The 19,526-nt window shown below is 53.0% G+C and carries 17 protein-coding genes and 1 pseudogene; 15 read left to right on the top strand and 3 right to left on the bottom strand.

The window, feature by feature from the left end:
- Positions 1-513: 513 nt before the first annotated feature.
- The 4 genes from purD to glyA all read left to right on the top strand — a co-directional run bounded on the left by purD (position 514) and on the right by glyA (position 4,185).
- The gene (gene purD, locus HPC37_RS08475) at positions 514-1,800 is read left to right on the top strand and encodes a phosphoribosylamine--glycine ligase (protein WP_208122721.1); all 1,287 of its coding nucleotides are present in this window, start codon (positions 514-516) and stop codon (positions 1,798-1,800) included.
- Positions 1,801-2,328, top strand: a complete 528-nt coding sequence (locus tag HPC37_RS08470; protein WP_208122720.1) for a hypothetical protein — start codon at positions 1,801-1,803, stop codon at positions 2,326-2,328.
- The gene (locus HPC37_RS08465) at positions 2,325-2,822 is read left to right on the top strand and encodes a hypothetical protein (protein ID WP_208122719.1); all 498 of its coding nucleotides are present in this window, start codon (positions 2,325-2,327) and stop codon (positions 2,820-2,822) included. Before HPC37_RS08470 ends, HPC37_RS08465 begins: the two co-directional genes overlap by 4 nt.
- Positions 2,823-2,931: 109 nt before the next feature.
- On the top strand, positions 2,932-4,185 hold the full coding sequence (gene glyA / locus HPC37_RS08460; protein ID WP_208122718.1) for a serine hydroxymethyltransferase: 1,254 nt from the start codon (positions 2,932-2,934) through the stop codon (positions 4,183-4,185).
- 75 nt (positions 4,186-4,260) lie between these two features.
- Here the strand turns inward: glyA and nhaA are convergent, their stop codons facing one another.
- Complete coding sequence (gene nhaA, locus HPC37_RS08455) at positions 4,261-5,448, bottom strand: Na+/H+ antiporter NhaA (RefSeq protein ID WP_208122717.1); 1,188 nt, start codon at positions 5,446-5,448, stop codon at positions 4,261-4,263.
- 192 nt (positions 5,449-5,640) lie between these two features.
- Here nhaA and HPC37_RS08450 point away from each other — a divergent pair, with 192 nt between their 5' ends.
- The 11 genes and pseudogenes from HPC37_RS08450 to hslU all read left to right on the top strand — a co-directional run bounded on the left by HPC37_RS08450 (position 5,641) and on the right by hslU (position 17,722).
- Complete coding sequence (locus HPC37_RS08450; protein WP_208122716.1) at positions 5,641-6,654, top strand: TAXI family TRAP transporter solute-binding subunit; 1,014 nt, start codon at positions 5,641-5,643, stop codon at positions 6,652-6,654.
- Positions 6,654-7,115 carry a DUF1850 domain-containing protein gene (locus HPC37_RS08445; RefSeq protein WP_208122715.1) on the top strand — a complete coding sequence of 154 codons (462 nt, stop codon included), beginning with the start codon at positions 6,654-6,656 and terminating at the stop codon, positions 7,113-7,115. The genes HPC37_RS08450 and HPC37_RS08445 overlap by 1 nt, the downstream gene beginning before the upstream one ends.
- Positions 7,112-9,085, top strand: a pseudogene (locus HPC37_RS08440) (TRAP transporter permease). The gene HPC37_RS08445 and the pseudogene HPC37_RS08440 overlap by 4 nt, the downstream one beginning before the upstream one ends.
- Before the next feature lie 142 nt (positions 9,086-9,227).
- Positions 9,228-9,938 carry an acid phosphatase AphA gene (gene aphA, locus HPC37_RS08435; RefSeq protein ID WP_208122714.1) on the top strand — a complete coding sequence of 237 codons (711 nt, stop codon included), beginning with the start codon at positions 9,228-9,230 and terminating at the stop codon, positions 9,936-9,938.
- Between the two features lie 107 nt (positions 9,939-10,045).
- Positions 10,046-10,969 carry an ADP-glyceromanno-heptose 6-epimerase gene (gene rfaD / locus HPC37_RS08430; RefSeq protein ID WP_208122713.1) on the top strand — a complete coding sequence of 308 codons (924 nt, stop codon included), beginning with the start codon at positions 10,046-10,048 and terminating at the stop codon, positions 10,967-10,969.
- A 12-nt stretch (positions 10,970-10,981) separates the two neighbouring features.
- A complete protein-coding gene (gene waaF / locus HPC37_RS08425) occupies positions 10,982-12,040 on the top strand; it encodes a lipopolysaccharide heptosyltransferase II (RefSeq protein ID WP_208122712.1) in 1,059 nt (352 codons plus the stop codon).
- On the top strand, positions 12,037-12,993 hold the full coding sequence (gene rfaC / locus HPC37_RS08420; protein WP_208122711.1) for a lipopolysaccharide heptosyltransferase RfaC: 957 nt from the start codon (positions 12,037-12,039) through the stop codon (positions 12,991-12,993). The genes waaF and rfaC overlap by 4 nt, the downstream gene beginning before the upstream one ends.
- A 74-nt stretch (positions 12,994-13,067) precedes the next feature.
- The gene (gene pepT / locus HPC37_RS08415; protein ID WP_208122710.1) at positions 13,068-14,312 is read left to right on the top strand and encodes a peptidase T; all 1,245 of its coding nucleotides are present in this window, start codon (positions 13,068-13,070) and stop codon (positions 14,310-14,312) included.
- 9 nt (positions 14,313-14,321) lie between these two features.
- Complete coding sequence (gene dcuC, locus HPC37_RS08410) at positions 14,322-15,695, top strand: anaerobic C4-dicarboxylate transporter DcuC (RefSeq protein ID WP_208122709.1); 1,374 nt, start codon at positions 14,322-14,324, stop codon at positions 15,693-15,695.
- A 146-nt stretch (positions 15,696-15,841) separates the two neighbouring features.
- Entirely contained in the window at positions 15,842-16,381 is a 540-nt protein-coding gene (gene hslV / locus HPC37_RS08405) for an ATP-dependent protease subunit HslV (protein ID WP_208122708.1), read from the top strand.
- 9 nt (positions 16,382-16,390) lie between these two features.
- The gene (gene hslU, locus HPC37_RS08400) at positions 16,391-17,722 is read left to right on the top strand and encodes an ATP-dependent protease ATPase subunit HslU (RefSeq protein ID WP_208122707.1); all 1,332 of its coding nucleotides are present in this window, start codon (positions 16,391-16,393) and stop codon (positions 17,720-17,722) included.
- Between the two features lie 39 nt (positions 17,723-17,761).
- On the opposite strand, the gene HPC37_RS08395 is transcribed toward hslU, so the two are convergent.
- Both HPC37_RS08395 and HPC37_RS08390 read right to left on the bottom strand, forming a co-directional pair.
- Positions 17,762-18,211, bottom strand: a complete 450-nt coding sequence (locus HPC37_RS08395; protein ID WP_208122706.1) for a hypothetical protein — start codon at positions 18,209-18,211, stop codon at positions 17,762-17,764.
- A 49-nt stretch (positions 18,212-18,260) separates the two neighbouring features.
- Positions 18,261-19,523 carry a heme biosynthesis HemY N-terminal domain-containing protein gene (locus tag HPC37_RS08390; protein WP_208122705.1) on the bottom strand — a complete coding sequence of 421 codons (1,263 nt, stop codon included), beginning with the start codon at positions 19,521-19,523 and terminating at the stop codon, positions 18,261-18,263.
- Between the last annotated feature and the right edge of the window lie 3 nt (positions 19,524-19,526).

Genomic DNA, 19,526 nt, shown 5'->3' with positions numbered 1-19,526 from the left:
GGGTTAAAATACAAAGTGCGGTCTAAACGATCGCAAACCGTACTTTAAAATCATGTATAACCGCACTTTATGTTTTTTAAAAATCAAAACTTGGTCATGCGATCGCCCCCGGAATAAGATGCTGAGCGGGTGCCTAAAGTGCTAGACGATGAGGGTGTGATCCTTCAGCGAGTAGCAATTTGGCGCTAAGCGAATATCTTATGGACAGGGGCCATTGCCGTTTCTTTGCTTCCTTTCTTTGGACAAGCAAAGAAATCGGGTCGCCAGCGGCGAAACCGTAGCGGCATGACGGAGTGATAGCAGAAAAAAGAGCGCCCGCCGCAGGCGGAAAAGATAGTGATGACGGCGTCATGAAAGAGAAAAGTGCGGTCGCCGCCGCAGGCGGAAAGGCGATAGTGGTGACGGAGTTATAAAAGCGCCCACACAACATCTTAAATAAAAAACGAGCAGAAAAGTAAAAGAACGGTTAAAATACCCTCAAACACCAAACCAACCTCACCAAAAGGACACAGGATGAACATCTTAATCATAGGAAACGGGGGGCGTGAACACGCACTGGCCTGGAAAGTGGCACAATCGAACCAAGTTGAACGCGTCTTTGTCGCCCCTGGCAATGCGGGCACCGCACTTGAGCCCAAAGTTGAAAACATCGCTATTGCCGTCACCGACGTTGCCCGCTTGGTGGAATTTGCCCGCGAAAAAGCCATCGACTTGACCATCGTTGGCCCTGAAGCGCCATTGGTGCTCGGCGTGGTTGATGCCTTTCGTGCCGCGGGGTTGAAAATCTTCGGCCCAACCAAAGCGGCCGCCCAACTTGAAGGTTCAAAAGCCTTTACCAAAGATTTCCTGGCTCGCCATAACATCCCAACGGCGGAGTATGCCAATTTCACCGAAGTGGAACCAGCCTTGGCTTATGTGCGTGAAAAAGGCGCGCCGATTGTGGTCAAAGCCGACGGCTTGGCAGCAGGCAAAGGCGTGATTGTGGCGATGACGCTGGAAGAAGCCGAAAGTGCGGTGCGCGATATGCTCGCGGGCAATGCCTTTGGAGACGCGGGTCACCGCATTGTGGTGGAAGAATTTTTAGACGGCGAAGAGGCCAGCTTTATCGTGATGGTTGATGGCAAACATATCGAGCCGATGGCCAGCAGCCAAGATCATAAACGCGTGGGCGAAGGCGACAGCGGCTTGAACACTGGCGGCATGGGTGCTTATTCCCCTGCACCGGTGGTCAGCGATGAGATTCATCAACGCATTATGCAAGAGGTCATCATCCCAACCGTTGAAGGCATGGCGGCGGAGGGCAACACCTACACCGGCTTTTTATATGCTGGATTGATGATCATGCCAAACGGCCAGCCGAAGGTGATTGAATACAACTGCCGCTTTGGCGACCCTGAAACCCAGCCGATTATGATGCGTTTGGAATCTGACTTGGTGGAATTGTGCCTTGCTGCCTGCGATGGCCAGCTTGACACTGTGCGTTCACGCTGGCGCGCGCAAGCCGCCCTTGGCATTGTGCTGGCCGCTGAGGGCTACCCAGGGGAATATCGCAAAGGAGATGTGATTTCTGGCATCAAAACCGCACTTGAGGGCGGCAAAGTCTTTTTGGCGGGCGTGAAGGAAAGCAAAGGCAATTTTGTTACCGACGGTGGGCGCGTGCTGTGTGTCACCGCACTAGGTGAAAACGTCACAGACGCGCAGGCTAAAGCGTTGCAACTGGCGGAGAAGATCAGCTGGGATGGGCGGTTTTATCGCCGTGATATTGGCCATCGTGCCATTGCGCGTGAGCAGGAGCAATGAGTGAAGCGCCTTTTAACCGCACTTGGCTTGTTGCTGCTGGGTGGCTGCGCACCGCACTTGGGCAGCCAGTCAACCTCGTCGCTGGTGGGCGATTGGGTTTGCCCGATGACGCACAAAAAGCAAAATATGGCGCAGACAGACTACATCCGCTTTTTGCCCGATGGCCGCTTTGAGGGCAAGGGCAGTTTTGTTTACCCCATCAACAAGCCGCAATTCCGCTTTGCACAAACGTTTACAGGACGCTGGCAGCAGCAGGGTAATCAGGTGGATTTTCAGGTCACGAATGCCGAGCTGACCCGTCAGCATAGCGACGGGACTATGCGCAAATTGAAAAAATCGAAAAAATGGCGCGCGCAAGAGCAAGCGCTGTTTGCTCGCGCCAATGCCGCGCACCGCCCAGGCGATGTGGCCAGCCGCGTGGAGTTGATTGATGTCAGCGCGCGGGAGTTTTCTTATGTGCAGCATCGTGGCGATGAGAGTTATTTCGGCGGCTGCGTGCGCGCCCACAAGCAATCAGGAGGGCAGTGATGAAGCCAATTGTGACCGCACTTTGCCTTTTGGCCAGCCTCAATGCTGCGGCCGTGACGGTGAAACCGGCCGATTTACACGGCAAATGGCTGTGCGGCGTGAGTTATGACGACATCAGCCTTGGCACGATTGATGCCACGGAATTTAACGCCGACGGCACCTTCACAAGCCAAGGCATTGCCGAAACGCCAATTGAAAAGCCGGTGTTGCGTTATCACAGTCAAGCCCGTGGCCACTGGGCGCTCAAGGCGGGGCATTTGATCATGACACTGGATGAAAATCAGGTGCAGCGTGCCTTTTCCGCCGAGGCGAAAGCCATGTTGGCCGATAACCCGCAAGCGCAAAAAATTGAGCAGGCGCTGTTTGAGGCGCTGTCAAGCGATGACGAGCAAGGCAATGAAATTGACTTTCGGCTGCTGGATTTTTCGCCGGAGAAATTTAATTACGAGCAGCGCATTGGTGAGCATAAATTTTATGGTGGCTGTAAGCGCTGATGAATGCGATTCATTCATGCGTGAAAAAATTGATGCCCTGCGCGCTTGAACCGCGCGCAAAAACCGTTAGACTATACACATTCAACCCCCATTGACACAAGGAAACACTATGTTAAAACGCGCCATGAACATTGCAGACTACGACCCGCAGCTGTGGGAGGCTATCAAAGCGGAAGACCGCCGCCAAGATGAGCACATTGAGCTTATCGCCTCTGAAAACTACGCCAGCCCTCGCGTGATGGAAGCGCAAGGCTCGCAATTGACCAACAAATATGCCGAAGGTTACCCAGGCAAACGCTACTACGGCGGCTGTGAGCACGTGGATGTGATTGAGCAATTGGCAATTGATCGCGCCAAAGCGCTCTTCGGAGCCGATTATGCCAACGTGCAACCGCACTCAGGCTCACAAGCTAACGCCGCGGTTTACATGGCGCTGCTGCAACCAGGTGACACCATTTTGGGCATGAGCTTGGCCCACGGCGGGCACTTGACCCACGGTGCGGCGGTGAGCTTTTCAGGCAAAATTTATCACGCCGAGCAATACGGTATCACCGATGATGGCGTGATTGACTACGATGCGCTGCGCAAGCAAGCCCATGACGTGAAACCGAAAATGATCGTCGGTGGTTTTTCAGCCTATTCACAAGTGGTGGATTGGGCCAAAATGCGTGAAATTGCTGATGAAGTGGGCGCTTACTTGTTTGTTGACATGGCACACGTGGCCGGCCTTATCGCCGCAGGCGTTTACCCAAGCCCAATTGAGCACGCCCACATTGTCACCACCACCACCCACAAAACCTTAGCCGGCCCTCGCGGTGGCTTGATTTTGGCCAAAGGTGGTAATGAAGAGTTGTATAAAAAACTCAACAGCGCCGTGTTCCCAGCCGGCCAAGGCGGCCCGTTAATGCACGTGATTGCCGCCAAAGCGGTGTGCTTTAAAGAGGCGATGGAGCCAGAATTTAAAGCCTATCAGCAACAAGTGGTGAAAAACGCCAAAGCGATGGTAGAGGTGTTTAAAGACCGCGGTTACGACATCGTGTCTAACGGCACAGAAAACCACCTGTTCTTGGTGGATTTGGTCAACAAAGGCTTGACTGGCAAAGCCGCAGACGCCGCATTGGGCAAAGCGAACATCACAGTGAACAAAAATGCCGTGCCAAACGATCCGAAAAGCCCGTTTGTCACCTCAGGCATCCGTGTTGGCACACCGTCTATCACTCGCCGTGGCTTTAAAGAGCAAGAAGCGAAAGAACTCGCCGGCTGGATGTGTGATGTGTTAGACAATATTGACAGCGATGACGTGATTGCGCAAACCAAGGAAAAAGTGCTGGCGTTGTGCAAACGCTTCCCAGTTTATGCGTAATTCGCGCAGTAGAAAAAAGCGAGCTTGGTGCTCGCTTTTTTTATGCATTAAAAGTGCGGTCAAACCGCACTTTGGTTAAACGCGGGTTAACTGCGGTTTGGGTTTGCGGTGTGTGAACACGCGCAGGGTGACATAACCCAAAATTGCTGACACCAGTGAGCCCATCAAAATGCCGATGCGTGAGAGGGTGTTAATCTCTTCGCTGGCGTTTTCAAAGGCCAAGCCTGAGAGGAACATCGCCATGGTAAAGCCGATGCCGCAGAGCATCGCCACGCCAAAAATGTGCTTCAACCGCACTTTGTCTGGCAATTTGGCCACGCCGAGTTTGATCGCCAAAAAAGCAAAGCCAAACACGCCCAAGGTTTTACCCACCAAAAGCCCGGCGCTGATGCCCATTGGCAGCGCGCTGAATAAGGTGTCACTATTCACGCCTGCCAGCGACACGCCCGCATTAGCAAAGGCGAAAATTGGCAAAATGAAAAACGCTGACCACGGCGTGAGGGTGTGCTCAAGGTGTTCAAGCGGGCTGTGGCCGTCTTTGTCTTCCAGCGGAATAGTAAAGCCCAAAATCACGCCTGCCAATGTGGCATGCACGCCAGATTTCAGCACGCACACCCACAGCACCAAGCCCACCAGCATGTAGCCTGTCAGGGAGCTGACGCGCATGCGGTTCATGATCACCAGCAGCGCTAAGCAAATGCCCGCGCCAATCATCGCGCCAGTGCTGAGATCGCTGGCATAGAAAATGGCGATCACCACAATCGCGCCGAGGTCGTCAATAATCGCCAAGGCGAGCAAAAAGATCTTCAACGCCAACGGGATGCGACGCCCAAGCAGGGCTAAAATCCCCAAGGCAAAGGCGATGTCGGTCGCCATCGGGATGGCCCAACCTTCCATCGCCACCGGGTCATGCTGGTTGATGCCCCAAAACACCAGCGCTGGCACCACCATGCCCCCAATGGCGGCAAGCACGGGCAAAATCGCCTGCTGGTAGCTCGACAGCGAGCCTATTAAAATCTCGCGCTTGACCTCAAGGCCCACGAGCAAGAAAAACACCGCCATCAATCCGTCGTTGATCCACAACAACAAGGCTTTAGATAAACCGTATTCGCCAAAGCTGATGGTCAATTTTGTGTTAAGAAATCCAAAATAGCTCCCCGCCCACGGTGAGTTGGCATAGGCCAGTGCGAGCAACGCAGTGGCGAGCAAGATGATGCCGCCGGCGGATTCCATTTTGAGAAAACGCTTAATAAATGAGGTCATATAACTCCTTAAATTCTTGTGCATTTTCATTGTAAAAGTGCGGTTTTATTATAACTGAAAATCATAAGAATGTAGAGTTAGCTCACATTTTCTCGCATTAATTTGGATATTTTATTGACAGTTTTAGACAGAGATCATATTTTCAATGTTACAGAAATGCTAAAAACGAGTTACATCATAAAAGGAGAGCCTATGAAATTGATGAAAAGTACCCTTGCTTTGGCCATCGGCGCGGTGAGCGTGTTGACCTTGAGCGCCTGCGACGACAAAAAGCCTGCGCAAAGTGCAGAAAATGCCAATGCCAGCGCCCAACCTGCCGCCAGCCAAGGGCTTGAGAGCAAATTTGTCACCATTGCAACCGGTGGTGCTTCGGGGCCTTATAACATCATTGGCACCACGTTGGCGGAGACCTATTCAAAAGTGTTCAAAACCAACTCCAAAACCCAAACCACGGGTGCTTCGGTTGAAAATATTAATTTGATTAATCAAGGCAAAGTGGAAATGGCGTTTGTGATGAGCGATGTGCTCAGCGATGCGGTCAACGGCACAGGGAATTTTAGCCAAAAACTCGACAGCGTCAGCGAAATCGCGGCGTTGTACCCGAACTTTGTGCAAATTGTGACTTCAGGTAAAACGGGCATTAAAACCATTACCGATCTCAAAGGCAAACGCGTGGCCACTGGCGCGCAAAACTCAGGCGTTGAGGTCAACGCGCGTAATTTGTTGGAGGGCTTTGGCATCACCTATAACGACATCACCGTTGATTATTTAGGCTACGCCGAGGCGGCCGATGCCCTCAAAACGGGCAAAATTGACGCGGCGTTTTTAACCAGCGGCCTGCCAAACTCCTCGTTGATGGAGCTGCAACAAGGCTTTGATTTGCAATTGGTGAGCATCCCAGCGGACGGCGCGGCGAAGATTGCGGAAAGCAAGCCGTACTTCACGCCGATGGACATCCCAGCCAACACATACGGCAACCAAGAGCCTGTGCCGACGGTGGCGATTAAAAATGCGCTCGTGGTGCAAACCAAAATGAGCACTGATGATGTGTATAAATTAACCAAGCAGTTCTTTGAAAGCCTGCCTGAGTTGGCCACCGCGCACCAAGCGGCCAAAGCCATCACGGTGGAAGGCGCACAAGAGGGCTTGGTGGCACCGTTGCACCCAGGCGCGGAGAAATACTACGCTGAAGTGAATGCCAAATAATGAATAAGCTAAAGTGCGGTTTGACGGCGTTAGCTCTGACCGCACTTTGCGCTTTTGTGCCAATGCAGGGTATTGAGCTTGACGGCGAAACCCTGCATTGCCTGTTAAAAGGCGATGAATTTCGCCTGCGCTGGCGCCACTCGGTGGAGCATCAGTGGTGGATTGAGCACTATCGCGCCCAAGGTGAGGTGCTCACCCTCACCGCCACCTGGATGCAGACCTTTGGCGCGGGCACACCGTCAAAAGGTGAGGTGATTGACGCCCCGCCTGGCTTTGTGGGGTTTAAGCGAGAGATTAATATGCCTGAGCTCAATTGGGCGGTGTCTGCCAATATGCAAGGCACGCTTGAGATCAACGGCAAAACGCTTGCGCTTTATCAACGCTTGCCGCAATACAGCACGCTGCGCATTCGTGCGCAGTCGCATCCATTTTTTTATGTTTTTATGGAGAACATGTCATGAGTGACAAGCAGCACGCGCCCAATGCGTTAGGGGCGCACGAACAAGCCATTTTGAAAAATTCGATCGTGAATCCGTCACCCGCCACCTCTCAGGTGGCGTGGCGCAAAAGCTTGTGGCTGCCATTGCGATTTTTTTACTCCCTTTTCCACCTCTATATCACGTTTTATCCCATGCCAACGTTGTTGCAGCGCGCCATTCATGTGGGCGTGGGCTGCTTGCTGATTTTTTTGCTTTACCCGGTGAGCAAATCGGCGCGGCGCGACAAAATTGCCTGGTTTGATTGGCTCTGGGGGCTGGCGGCGCTGGCGGGCGTGGGCTATTTGATGGTGCAATACGATGCCATCATGACCGTGCGCGGCGGCATCCCGAATGATTTAGACATTATTTTTGCCATGCTCACCGTGCTGGTGGTGCTGGAGGCGGCGCGGCGTATCACAGGCTGGATTTTGGTGATTTTTGCGCTGATCTTTTTGGTTTATCCGTTTATCAGCTCGATGAGTTTTATGCCCGATCGCCTGCTCACACGCCCTTATGACATTGGCGATATTTTCGGCCAGCTTTATCTCAAAACCGAGGGGCTCTATTCCTCCGCCATTGGCGCGTCGGTGACTTTTATCTTTTTGTTTATCCTCTTTGGGGCGTTTTTAGGCCGCTCAGGCATGGGGCAACTGTTTAACGATTTGGCCTTGGCGTTGGCGGGCGACAAACAAGGGGGGCCGGCCAAAGTGGCTGTGATCTCCAGCGGCTTTATGGGCAGCATTAACGGCGCGGCGGTGGCCAACGTGGTCAGCACCGGGGCGTTTACTATCCCGCTGATGAAAAAAATCGGTTATCGCAAAGAGTTTGCCGGCGCCGTGGAGGCCAGTGCCTCTGTCGGTGGGCAAGTGCTGCCACCGATTATGGGGGCGAGTGCTTTTATCATGGCCGAAACCACAGGCGTGAGCTACGCCACCATTGCGCTGGCCGCCTTGCTGCCAGCGGTGCTCTATTATTTAAGTGTGATTGCGCAGGTGCATTTCCGCGCGGGCAAACGCAACCTCAAAGGCATTGCGCGCGATCAGTTGCCGCAACTCAAAGCAGTGATGAAAGCCCGCGGGCATATGCTGCTGCCGATTGTCGCGTTGGTGTGGTTTTTGATTGAATCGGTGCCGATTGGCTACGCCGCGGCGTACACTATTGGGATTACGGTGCTGGTGAGCCAAATTCGCAAAGAAACTCGCATGGGCTGGCGCGATATTCTCGGCGCACTTGAAGATGGCGCGCGCCAAGCGCTGCCTGTGATGGCCGCCTGTGCCGTGGTTGGCATCGTGATCGGCGTGGTGAACCTCACCAGCTTTGGCTCGGTGATGACTTCATCCATCGTGACCTTAGGTGCTGGCTCTTTGCTGTTGACCTTGATTTTAACCATGCTCGCCTCAATGGTGCTTGGGATGGGCTTGCCGTCGATTCCGGCGTATATCATCACCGCCACCATGGCTGCACCGGCGCTGGCGACCTTTGATATCCCAGTGTTGGTGGCGCATATGTTTGTGTTTTATTTCGGCATTTTCGCTAACATCACGCCACCGGTGGCACTGGCGGCCTTTGCCGGCGCGGGCATTTCAGGCGGGGATCCGATGAAAACCGGCTGGCAGTCTTTGCGCTTGGCGCTGGCGGGCTTTATCGTGCCGTTTATGTTTGTTTACAACCCAACCATGTTGATGATTGACCCAACGGGGCTGGCCATCACCGCGCGCGAGTTCCCGCTGCCGAGTGTGTTGGCGATTATCAGCGTGATTGTCACCTCCATTATCGGCGTGCTTGGCCTTTCTGCCGCACTGGAAGGGTATTTCAAACAACCGATGCCGCTGTGGCAGCGCGTGGTGCTTGCTGGTGGCTCGTTGATGTTGATTACCCCAGAACACATCACTGATTTGGCGGGCATCATCATTGTGCTGGCCATTGTGTTGCTCAATTTCCGCCGCCGCTAACCACCTCCCCAGCAGTCGCTGGGGATTTTTTCAGCGATTGATTTTCAACAAACGAAACTTTGAAGCGGATCGCATTTTTTGCGCGCCGCTTTGGGTAAAATGGCGCTCCTTATTTTCCTTTTAGAACACACAGGAGTCACAAATGAAAAAACAATGGATCGCTGTTTTACTCGCCGCAGCATTCGGCGCGAGCACAATTTCAGCCCTAGCCGCGCCAAAAGAGCCTTATAGCCAAGCGGGCACCAACGCCAAAGAAATGTTAGTGGAAGCCCCCGTGCATTGGATCTCTGTTGAGCAACTGGCCAAAGAACTCAAAGGCGTTGAGCCGATGGCGGTGAGCTTTGACATTGATGACACTGTGCTGTTCTCCAGCCCGTGCTTTTATCAAGGGCAACAAAAATATTCCCCAAACAGCGGCGATTATTTGAAAAACCAAGACTTCTGGAATGAAGTCAACGCCGGCTGTGACCAATATTCTATTCCGAAAAAAATTGCCCATGACTTGATTGAAATGCACCAAAAACGCGGCGATACCATTTATTTCATCACTGGCCGCACCGCGGGTGATGTGGACGGCGTGACGCCAATTTTGCAAAAAGATTTCGGCATCAAAAATATGCAGCCGGTGGAATTTATGGGTGGCAAACCGCGTGATACCAAATACAACAAAACGCCAGCCATCAAGGCTCACAACGTACAAATTCATTACGGCGACAGCGATGATGACATCTTAGCCGCGCGCGAGGCGGGCATTCGTGGCATTCGCATTATCCGTGCGGCCAACTCCACTTACCAACCGCTGCCAACGGTGGGTGGCTACGGCGAAGAGGTGCTGATCAACTCCAGCTACTAATTGGCTCGCAGGATGCAAAGTGCGGTTTGGGGTGCCTGACCGCACTTTTTGTTTTGCTTGCGTGCAAAATCCTTTACAATGAAGAAAAACACAAAAAGGATACGCGTATGATTATTGTAACGGGTGGCGCTGGCTTTATCGGCAGCAACATTGTGAAAGCATTGAACGACAAGGGCCGGCGCGATATTTTGGTGGTCGACAACCTCACCGACGGCACCAAATTTGCCAACATGGTGGATTTAGACATCGCTGATTATTGCGACAAAGAAGATTTCATCGCCTCGATTATCGCCGGCGACGACTTTGGCCCCATTGATGCAGTGTTCCACGAGGGGGCGTGCTCAGCCACCACCGAGTGGAATGGCAAATACATGATGCAAAACAACTATGAATACTCCAAAGAGTTGCTGCATTACTGCCTTGAGCGCCACATTCCGTTTCTTTATGCTTCTTCAGCCGCGACCTACGGCGACCGCGACACCTTTGTGGAAGAGCGCCAGTTTGAGGCGCCGCTTAATGTGTACGGCTATTCCAAATTTTTGTTTGACCAATATGTGCGCGAGATTTTGCCCGAGGCGCAATCGCCTGTGTGCGGTTTTCGCTACTTCAACGTTTATGGCCCGCGTGAGAGCCACAAAGGCAGCATGGCGAGCGTGGCGTTTCATTTGAATAATCAAATTTTAAACGGCGAAAATCCCAAATTATTCCAAGGCAGCGAGCATTTCCGCCGTGATTTTGTTTACGTTGGCGATGTGGCGGCGGTCAATTTATGGTGCTGGGAGCACGGCGTGTCTGGCATTTATAACTGTGGCACCGGCAACGCCGAGAGCTTTGAAGAAATCGCCAAAGCGGTGATTGCCTACCACGGCAAAGGCGAGATTGAAACTATCCCATTCCCTGAACATTTAAAAAGCCGCTATCAAGAATATACCCAAGCGGATTTGACCAAACTGCGCACCGCCGGCTACGACAAGCCATTTAAAAACGTGGCAGAAGGGGTGGCGGAATACATGGCGTGGCTTAATCGATAAAGGTAAAGTGCGGTGAATATTCTCATTATTGGGCCGTCGTGGGTGGGGGATATGATGATGTCTCACAGCCTTTATCAACAGCTCAAACAACGCTATAACGACTGTAACATCGACGTGCTTGCGCCGAATTGGTGCCGTGCGCTGCTCACGCGCATGCCCGAGGTGCGCCACGCCCTTGAAATGCCCATTGGTCACGGCCGCTTTGCCCTCGCCGAGCGCTATCGCCTAGGTAAAACCTTGCGCGGGCAATACGACATGGCGATTGTGCTGCCCAATTCCTTCAAATCCGCCTTGGTGCCGTTTTTCGCGCGCATTGCCCACCGCCGTGGCTGGCTTGGGGAAAGCCGCTACGGTCTGCTTAATGATTGGCGTAAAAATAAACACGATTATCCACTCATGGTGCAGCGCTATGTGGCGCTGGGGTTTGATAAAGACCAAGTGCCGGCCGCGGTGGAAATGGTTGTCCACAAGCCGTATTTGCAAGTGGAGCAAAGTGCGGTTGAGCAAACACTGGCAAAATTTGCTCACCAAAGTGCGCTGGCGGAACATCGACCTGTGATCGGCTTTTGCCCTGGGGCGGAATTTGGCCCGGCCAAACGCTGGCCGCACTTTCATTATGCCGCATTGGCGAAATTATTGATTGCGCGCGGCTATCAAGTGCAGATTTTCGGCTCTGCCAAAGATGAAGCAGTGGGCGAGGCGATCCAAACCGCACTTTGCGCGGATGACCAGCGTTTTTGCGTCAATCTTGCCGGCCAAACCAGCCTGCCAGAGGTGATTGATTTGCTCTCATGCTGCGATGCGGTGGTCAGCAACGATTCAGGCTTGATGCACATCGCCGCGGCGCTCACGCGCCCGCTGGTGGCGCTTTATGGCCCAACCAGCCCAGAATACACCCCGCCGCTGAGCGACAACGTGGAGATTATCCGCTTGATCAAAGGCGGGCTGATTAAAGTGCGGTCAAGCCGCGACAGCGAGCAGGGTTATCATCAAAGTTTGATTGACATCACCCCAGAGATGGCGCTCGCCGCCCTTGAGCGGGTGCTGGCGAAAAGTGCGGTGGCGCAATGAAAATCTGCATTGTCAAAACCTCCTCGATGGGCGATGTGCTCCACACCCTGCCGGCGCTGACCGACGCGCAACAAGCACTGCCTGGAATCCGCTTTGATTGGGTGGTGGAAGAGGGCTTTGCCGAAATCCCGCGCTGGCATAGCGCCGTGGAGCAGGTGATCCCGATTGCGATTCGCCGCTGGCGAAAATCCCTGTTCAACGCCAGCACCTGGCGGGAATATCACGCCTACCGCCGCACGCTGCAACGCAGCCAATATGACGCGGTGATTGACGCTCAAGGCTTAATCAAAAGTGCGGTTTTTGCAACCCGCCTAGCGCACGGCACCAAGCACGGCTACGATCGCCACAGCATCCGTGAGCCGCTGGCAGCATGGTTTTATGATAAGCGTTATGCTATTGCTTATGAGCAGCACGCCGTTGAGCGCATCCGTGCGTTGTTTGCCCACGCCTTGGGCTACGCCTTGCCGCAAACTCAGGGCGATTACGGCATTGCAGCGCATTTTCAAACTCAAAGTGCGGTTGAGCCTTATTGCGTGTTTATCCACGCCACCACCCGTGATGACAAACACTGGCCGGAAGCGCACTGGCGTGAGCTGATTGCCCGCACCGCCGCCCTTGGCATGGCGGTGAAACTGCCGTGGGGCAATGCGCGCGAGCGTGAACGCGCCGAGCGCTTGGCGGCCACAAGCCCGCAGGCCGCGGTGTTGCCGAAATCCAGCCTAAGCGAAATTGCGGGCATTTTAGCCAACGCCAGCGCTGTGGTGGCGGTGGACACGGGGCTTTCTCACCTCACAGCGGCGCTTGATGTGCCGTGCATTGGCCTTTATGGCGCGACCGATCCCAAACTGATTGGCAGCTACGGGCAAAACCAAACCGCACTTTCCGCCAGTGGCATGGCGAATTTAACCCCAGATACAGTGTGGGATGCGCTCATCAACTGGATAGACCCATAAAAATAAAAAGGCGGTTTGATTTAGATCAACCGCCTTTTTCAATCATTGGGTATGATAAAACCAAGGAGAAATCAATGAACGAATTAATCAACCTCAACACCCCGTTACTCGAGCGCCTGTTGCGCTATGTGAAAGTCTTCACCACCTCGGATGCCGCCAGCAACACCGTGCCCAGCACGCCACAACAGTGGGATTTGCTGCGCCTGTTAGAGCAAGAAATGCAAAAAATGGGCCTAAGCGAGATCACGCTTGACGACAAAGGCTATTTGTTTGCCAGCCTGCCTGCAAATGTGGACGATGCACCAGTGCTTGGTTTGCTCGCGCACGTGGATACCGCGCCGGATTTCAACGGCAAAGATGTGCGGCCACAAATTATTGAAGATTACGACGGCCAAGCGATTGCGCTCAAAGGCAGTGGCGATGAGCTCTCACCTGAACAATTCCCAAATTTGACCGCACTTTTAGGCCACACGTTAGTAACCACTGACGGCACATCGTTGCTCGGTGCCGATGACAAATCCGGCATCGCAATCATCTTATCGGTGATTGAATACCTCCAAGCGCACCCTGAGATTCCGCACGGCAAACTGCGTGTGGGCTTCACCCCAGATGAAGAAATTGGCCGCGGGCCGAAGCATTTTGATGTGGAAAAATTTGGCGCCGATTTTGCCTACACCCTCGACGGCGGGCCGCTGGGTGAGCTGCAATTTGAAAACTTCAACGCCGCTGAGGCAACAGTGACCTTCTTTGGCCGTGCAGTGCACCCAGGCAGCGCGAAAGGCAAAATGATCAACGCCTGGGAGCGCGCATGTGAATTTCAAGCCGCGCTGCCAGCACACTTGACGCCCGCGACCAGTGAGGGCAAAGAGGGCTTTATTTACTTGCGCAAAATCGACGGCTGCCTTGAGCGCTGCCAGCTGCATTACGCTTTGCGGGATTTTGAGCGCGCCGGCTTAGATGAAAAAGAAGCGCAACTGCGCGAAACTTTGCAGGCGATGCGCCAGCGCTACGGTGAAAAGTGCGGTCAGCTTGACGTGGTGCAGCACTACGCCAATATGCGCGAAAAAGTCGCCGATTACCCGCAACTCATTGAGGTGCCAAAACAGGTGATGGCCAACCTTGGCATTACACCCAATCTTGAGCCCATCCGCGGCGGCACCGACGGTGCGCAGCTGTCGTTTATGGGCCTGCCAACCCCGAACTTGTTCACCGGCGGGGAGAATTTTCACGGTAAGTTTGAGTTTATTTCACTGGATGTGATGAACCAAGCCGCCAATGTTTTATTGGGCACCATTGTCGCCCTCAGCAAAAAAGGATAAGGAGAACACATGGGATTACTTCTGGGATTTTTAGCCATATTTTTGGTCGGCTTTTTCATCATCAAACACTATAACGCCAAGGGCGTGTTGTTTGTGGCGGGCATCGCATTGTTGATTGTCGGCGCCTTTATGGGCAACTCCCCGCTGAAAGAAAGCACCGGCACCAGCGTGACCGACATTGTCGAATACATCTATTCCCTGATGGAAAAACGCGGCGGCGGCTTGGGGCTATTGATCATGATTTTGATCGGCTTTTCTTATTATATGTCTGAAGTGGGCGCCAACGACGTGGTGGTGCGCGTGCTGTGCAAACCGCTGCGCCACATTAAATCGCCGTATTTGCTGCTAGTCGGCGGCTATTTGATTGCCTATCAAATGGGCTTTGCGATTGGCTCGGCCACCGCGCTGGGTGTATTTTTGATGGCGACCTTCTTCCCAATCATGACGCGCCTTGGCATCTCCGCACCCAGTGCGGCAGCGGTGTGCGCCACCACCTCGGCGGTGAACCTCAACCCAACCGCGGCGGATTTGATTTTGGCGGCAGAGAAAGCTGAAACCAACATCATCGATTTCTCGTTTTTCACCATTTTGCCAATGAGTATCGTCGCGCTGTTGGCGATTGCGGCCACGCACTTTTTCTGGCAGCGTTTTTGCGATCGCCAAGAGGGCTTGCACCCAGAGCAAACACGCTATCAACCAAGTGATGACGTCGATGCCGATAGCTTGTTGAAAACCAACGCACCAACGTTTTATATCATTTTGCCATTTTTACCGATTGCAGGCCTTTTGCTGTTCAACGGCGAAACCTTGCCAAAACTCTCTCTCGGTGCGGTGGTGGTGCTCACCATTATTATCACAGCGGTGATCGAATTTATCCGCAAACGCAGTGCGCAAGCGGTTTATGAAGGCATTGAAGTTTGCTACAAAGGCATGGCGGAGGCCTTCTCTGGCGTGGTGATGCTGTTGGTAGCCGCGGGCGTTTTTGCTGAAGGGCTCAACCAAATTGGCTTTATCCGTGATTTGATTGATACCACACAACAATTTGGCTCAGCCGCGCTGATCATGATGCTCACCTTGGTGATAATTACCATGCTGGTGACCATCGCTTCAGGTTCGGGTAACGCCGCGTTTTATGCCTTTGTGGAAATTGCCCCAAAACTAGCCGCTCACTTGGGCATCAACCCAGCCTACTTGATTGCGCCAATGGTGCAAGTCTCCAACACCGCGCGCGGCATGTCGCCGGTGTCAGGCGTGATTGTGGCCGTCTCTGGCGCGGGTAACATTTCACCGCTGTTGCTGGTCAAACGCACCAGCGTGCCGTTGCTGGTGGGCGCGATTGTCATCGTCGTTTACACCATCTTCGCCATCCCTGCGGTGGTGTAACACCAACGGATATCAAAGTGCGGTTTCGACCGCACTTTTTTTTGCCTTAAATTCACCACACCTTGAAAGTGCGGTTTTCATACCCATATAGTCACTATTGAATAGCAAAAGGCAAAGTGCGGTTGCGCTTTGCACGAGAGGGAATCATGACAACGATAGTCAGTGTGCGCCGTAATGGCGAAGTAGTGGTAGGGGGCGACGGGCAAGTGTCGCTGGGCAACACCGTGATGAAAGGCAACGCGCGCAAGGTGCGCCGTTTGTATGGCGGCAAAGTGCTTGCCGGCTTTGCGGGCGGCACGGCAGATGCATTTACGCTGTTTGAGCTGTTTGAGCGCAAGCTGGAGATGCACCAAGGGCATTTGCTCAAAAGTGCGGTTGAGCTGGCCAAAGAGTGGCGCACCGACCGTGCGCTGCGCAAATTAGAGGCGATGTTGATTGTGGCGGATGAAAAAGAGTCACTCATCATCAGTGGCCTTGGCGATGTGGTGCAGCCTGAAGAAGACCAAATCCTCGCTATCGGCTCGGGCGGCAATTATGCGCTTTCTGCTGCACGCGCGCTAGTGGATAACACCGCACTTTCCGCCCGTGAAATTGTGGAAAAATCACTCAAAATTGCCGGCGATATTTGCGTGTTCACCAACACCAATTTCACCATTGAGCAACTCCCGAATCCAGAAAAAGAATAAGGAAAAAGTATGTCTGAGATGACACCTCGCGAAATTGTATCCGAACTCGACCGCCACATTATCGGCCAAAGTGACGCCAAACGCGCTGTGGCCATTGCCCTGCGCAACCGTTGGCGGCGTATGCAGCTGCCAGAGCCGCTACGCCATGAGGTTACACCGAAAAATATTTTAATGATTGGTCCAACGGGCGTGGGGAAAACGGAAATCGCCCGCCGTTTGGCCAAGCTGGCCAATGCACCGTTTATCAAAGTGGAAGCCACCAAATTCACTGAAGTAGGTTATGTGGGTAAAGAGGTGGATTCCATTATTCGTGATTTAACCGATGTGGCGATGAAACTGGTGCGCCACACGGAGATTGAAAAAAATAAATACCGTGCCGAGGAAGCGGCAGAGGAGCGCATTTTAGACGCACTGTTGCCGCCGGCGCAAAATCAGTGGGGCGAGGCCGAAAAAACGGAGACTGCCAGCCACACTCGCCAAGTGTTCCGCAAAAAACTGCGTGAAGGCCAGCTTGACGACAAAGAGATTGAAATTGATGTGGCGCAAGCGTCGATGGGCGTGGAAATTATGGCGCCTCCTGGCATGGAAGAAATGACCAATCAGCTGCAATCGATGTTTCAAAATATGTCGAGCGGGCAGACCAAAAAGCGCAAAATGAAAATTAAAGATGCGCTCAAAGTGCTGACTGAAGACGAAGCGGCCAAGCTCATCAACCCTGAAGAGCTGAAACTCAAAGCGATTGAAGCGGTGGAGCAGCACGGCATCGTGTTTATTGATGAGATTGATAAAATCTGCAAACGCGGTGAAACCTCAGGGCCTGATGTGTCGCGTGAAGGCGTGCAGCGTGATTTGTTGCCGCTGGTGGAGGGCTCAACCATCAACACCAAACACGGCATGGTGAAAACAGACCATATTTTGTTTATCGCCTCGGGTGCCTTCCAAGTGGCACGCCCGTCGGATCTTATTCCTGAATTACAAGGGCGGCTGCCAATTCGTGTTGAGCTGGGCGCGCTGAGCGCACAAGATTTTGAGCGCATTTTAACCGAGCCGAATGCTTCACTCACCGAGCAATATCAAGCGTTAATGAAAACCGAAGGGGTGGAGATCACCTTCACTGATGAAGCCATCGCCACCATTGCGCAAGCGGCGTTCACCGTGAATGAGAAAACTGAGAACATCGGCGCGCGTCGTTTGCACACCGTGCTTGAGCGTTTGATGGATAAAATCTCGTTTGACGCCAGCGAAATGAGTGGCCAGGCAGTGAGCATCGACAAAGCCTATGTGCAAAACGCCCTCGGCGAGGTGGTGGAAAACGAAGATTTAAGCCGCTTTATTCTCTAAAGGGCAAAACAAAAGCGACCTGCGGGTCGCTTTTTTATATCAATGCAGGCCAAAATGCACCGAGCTGGAGTTTGACTGCCAGCGCTCTTGGCTGTGCTCAATGGTGCGGGTGTGTTTTTCCGTTGGGGTGTTTTTAATTATATCGGTTTGCACGTCGCTTTCACGGATATAACGGCGTGAGCCTTGCTCATGCACTTTCATGGTGGCTGGGATGCCCACCGCGCTGCCAAAGCCAATGTCACCACCGGTGCCCATGCGGATGCCGCGGATTTTGCCCGGCTTTCTTACCGCACTTTTATTGTCGCTGGCGTTGAGCACCTCTGTGCTTTGTTCACTGACATAGCGGCTGTTGGCGCTAGGCTTAGAGACACTTTTTTGATAATCCAACACGGTTTTGGTATCAAGCGGTTGCGCGGGCTGACTTTCCACTTGGGTGCAGCCAGCCAAGGCCACAGGCAAAATGCAAAGTGCGGTTTTAAGCAGTTTCATTTTCTCTCCTTGTCTCAAATAGAAAGGGGCACACGGCCCCTTTGTTTTATTATGCTTTAGGTGCTTCAATCAGCGCAGGCTGGGCAGGCACGGGGTTGGGTGTTTTGCCCATGGCCTGTGTTAGGCCTTGCTCGCGGATTTTTTGCGCGCCGCTGTGATCGCCCAATTGCTCATAGACATACGCCGCCATGGTGTAATCCGCCGCTTGGCTTAGCGCTGGCTCACTGATGAGGTTGTCTAAATAAGTTTTGGCCTGTTCAAAGGCGTCAATGCGGGCGTTCAAATAGCCTAATGTGCGGCTGTACGCCACTTGCAATTGCGCATCGTCGCAGTTGACCAATTGTTTTTCCAACACTTTGATGAGCTTGTTGTTTTTCTCCCATTGCAGCAGTGGCAATTGCTCTAACAACGCGAGCTTGTCGGCTTTGGCATCCACCCGTTTGGCGCCATCAAGAGCAAAATCGTAGGCCGATTCGTGATCATTGGCCGCCAGCAGGCGTTTAAGCATGCCGATTTGCGCATACGGATCGTTGTGGCGCGCGCGCGATTGCGCCTTCCACCACGCCAGCAAGCCGTCAACACCCTCTTCATTGAGTTTTTCGTCTTGCAAGCCGTCTTCAATCGTGTGTTTCAAGGCCAACAACTGCTCGTTGCTGTAATTGAGGCGGTTTTCCACGCGGTTATACAACTCATCAAGGTGGGCATAGGCTTTGGATTGCAAATAAATATCCACTGCCAAGCGCAGCACTTCAGGGTTGTGTGGGCAGGCCACCAGCAAGCTGTCGATAGCGCTGCGGGCAGCGGACACTTTACCTTGCATCAGCATGATGCGCGCGCGGGCAATTTCCACCACCAAGTTGTCGTTGCCGGCCAGTTTGGTGGCCTCCATTAAATAGTGGTTGGCATTGAGATCGTCGCCTTTTTGCTGCGCAGCTTCAGCGGCTTTAATAAAGTTCAGCACAGGCTCTGGCGCGTGTTTGGCATTTTTGGCGATTAATTTTTCCGCTTTGGAATAATCGCCCTCGTTCATTTTGATCAAGCCCGCCATGGTTTGTTTTTCTGCTTTCACGCGTTTACGGCGAGAAAACCAGTGGTAGGTGTTGTTGCTCATTTTGAAAAAACGGCTCACCAACCATTGCAGCAAGTAAATCACCGCCAAGCTCACCACAAAGAACACCACCAAGGTTGGGATGCTCATTTCAATGTTGTAATCGGCGGTAGAGATCAACACATAACCTTGTTTGCCAGAAAGATACGGCCCAGCCACGAGGCCGGCGAGTAATAGGAGCATTAAAAAGAGTACTTTAAACATAGC

Source organism: Spirabiliibacterium mucosae, from assembly GCF_014884965.1.
Lineage (GTDB): Bacteria > Pseudomonadota > Gammaproteobacteria > Enterobacterales > Pasteurellaceae > Spirabiliibacterium > Spirabiliibacterium mucosae.
This window is presented reverse-complemented; position numbering and strand designations above follow the sequence as displayed.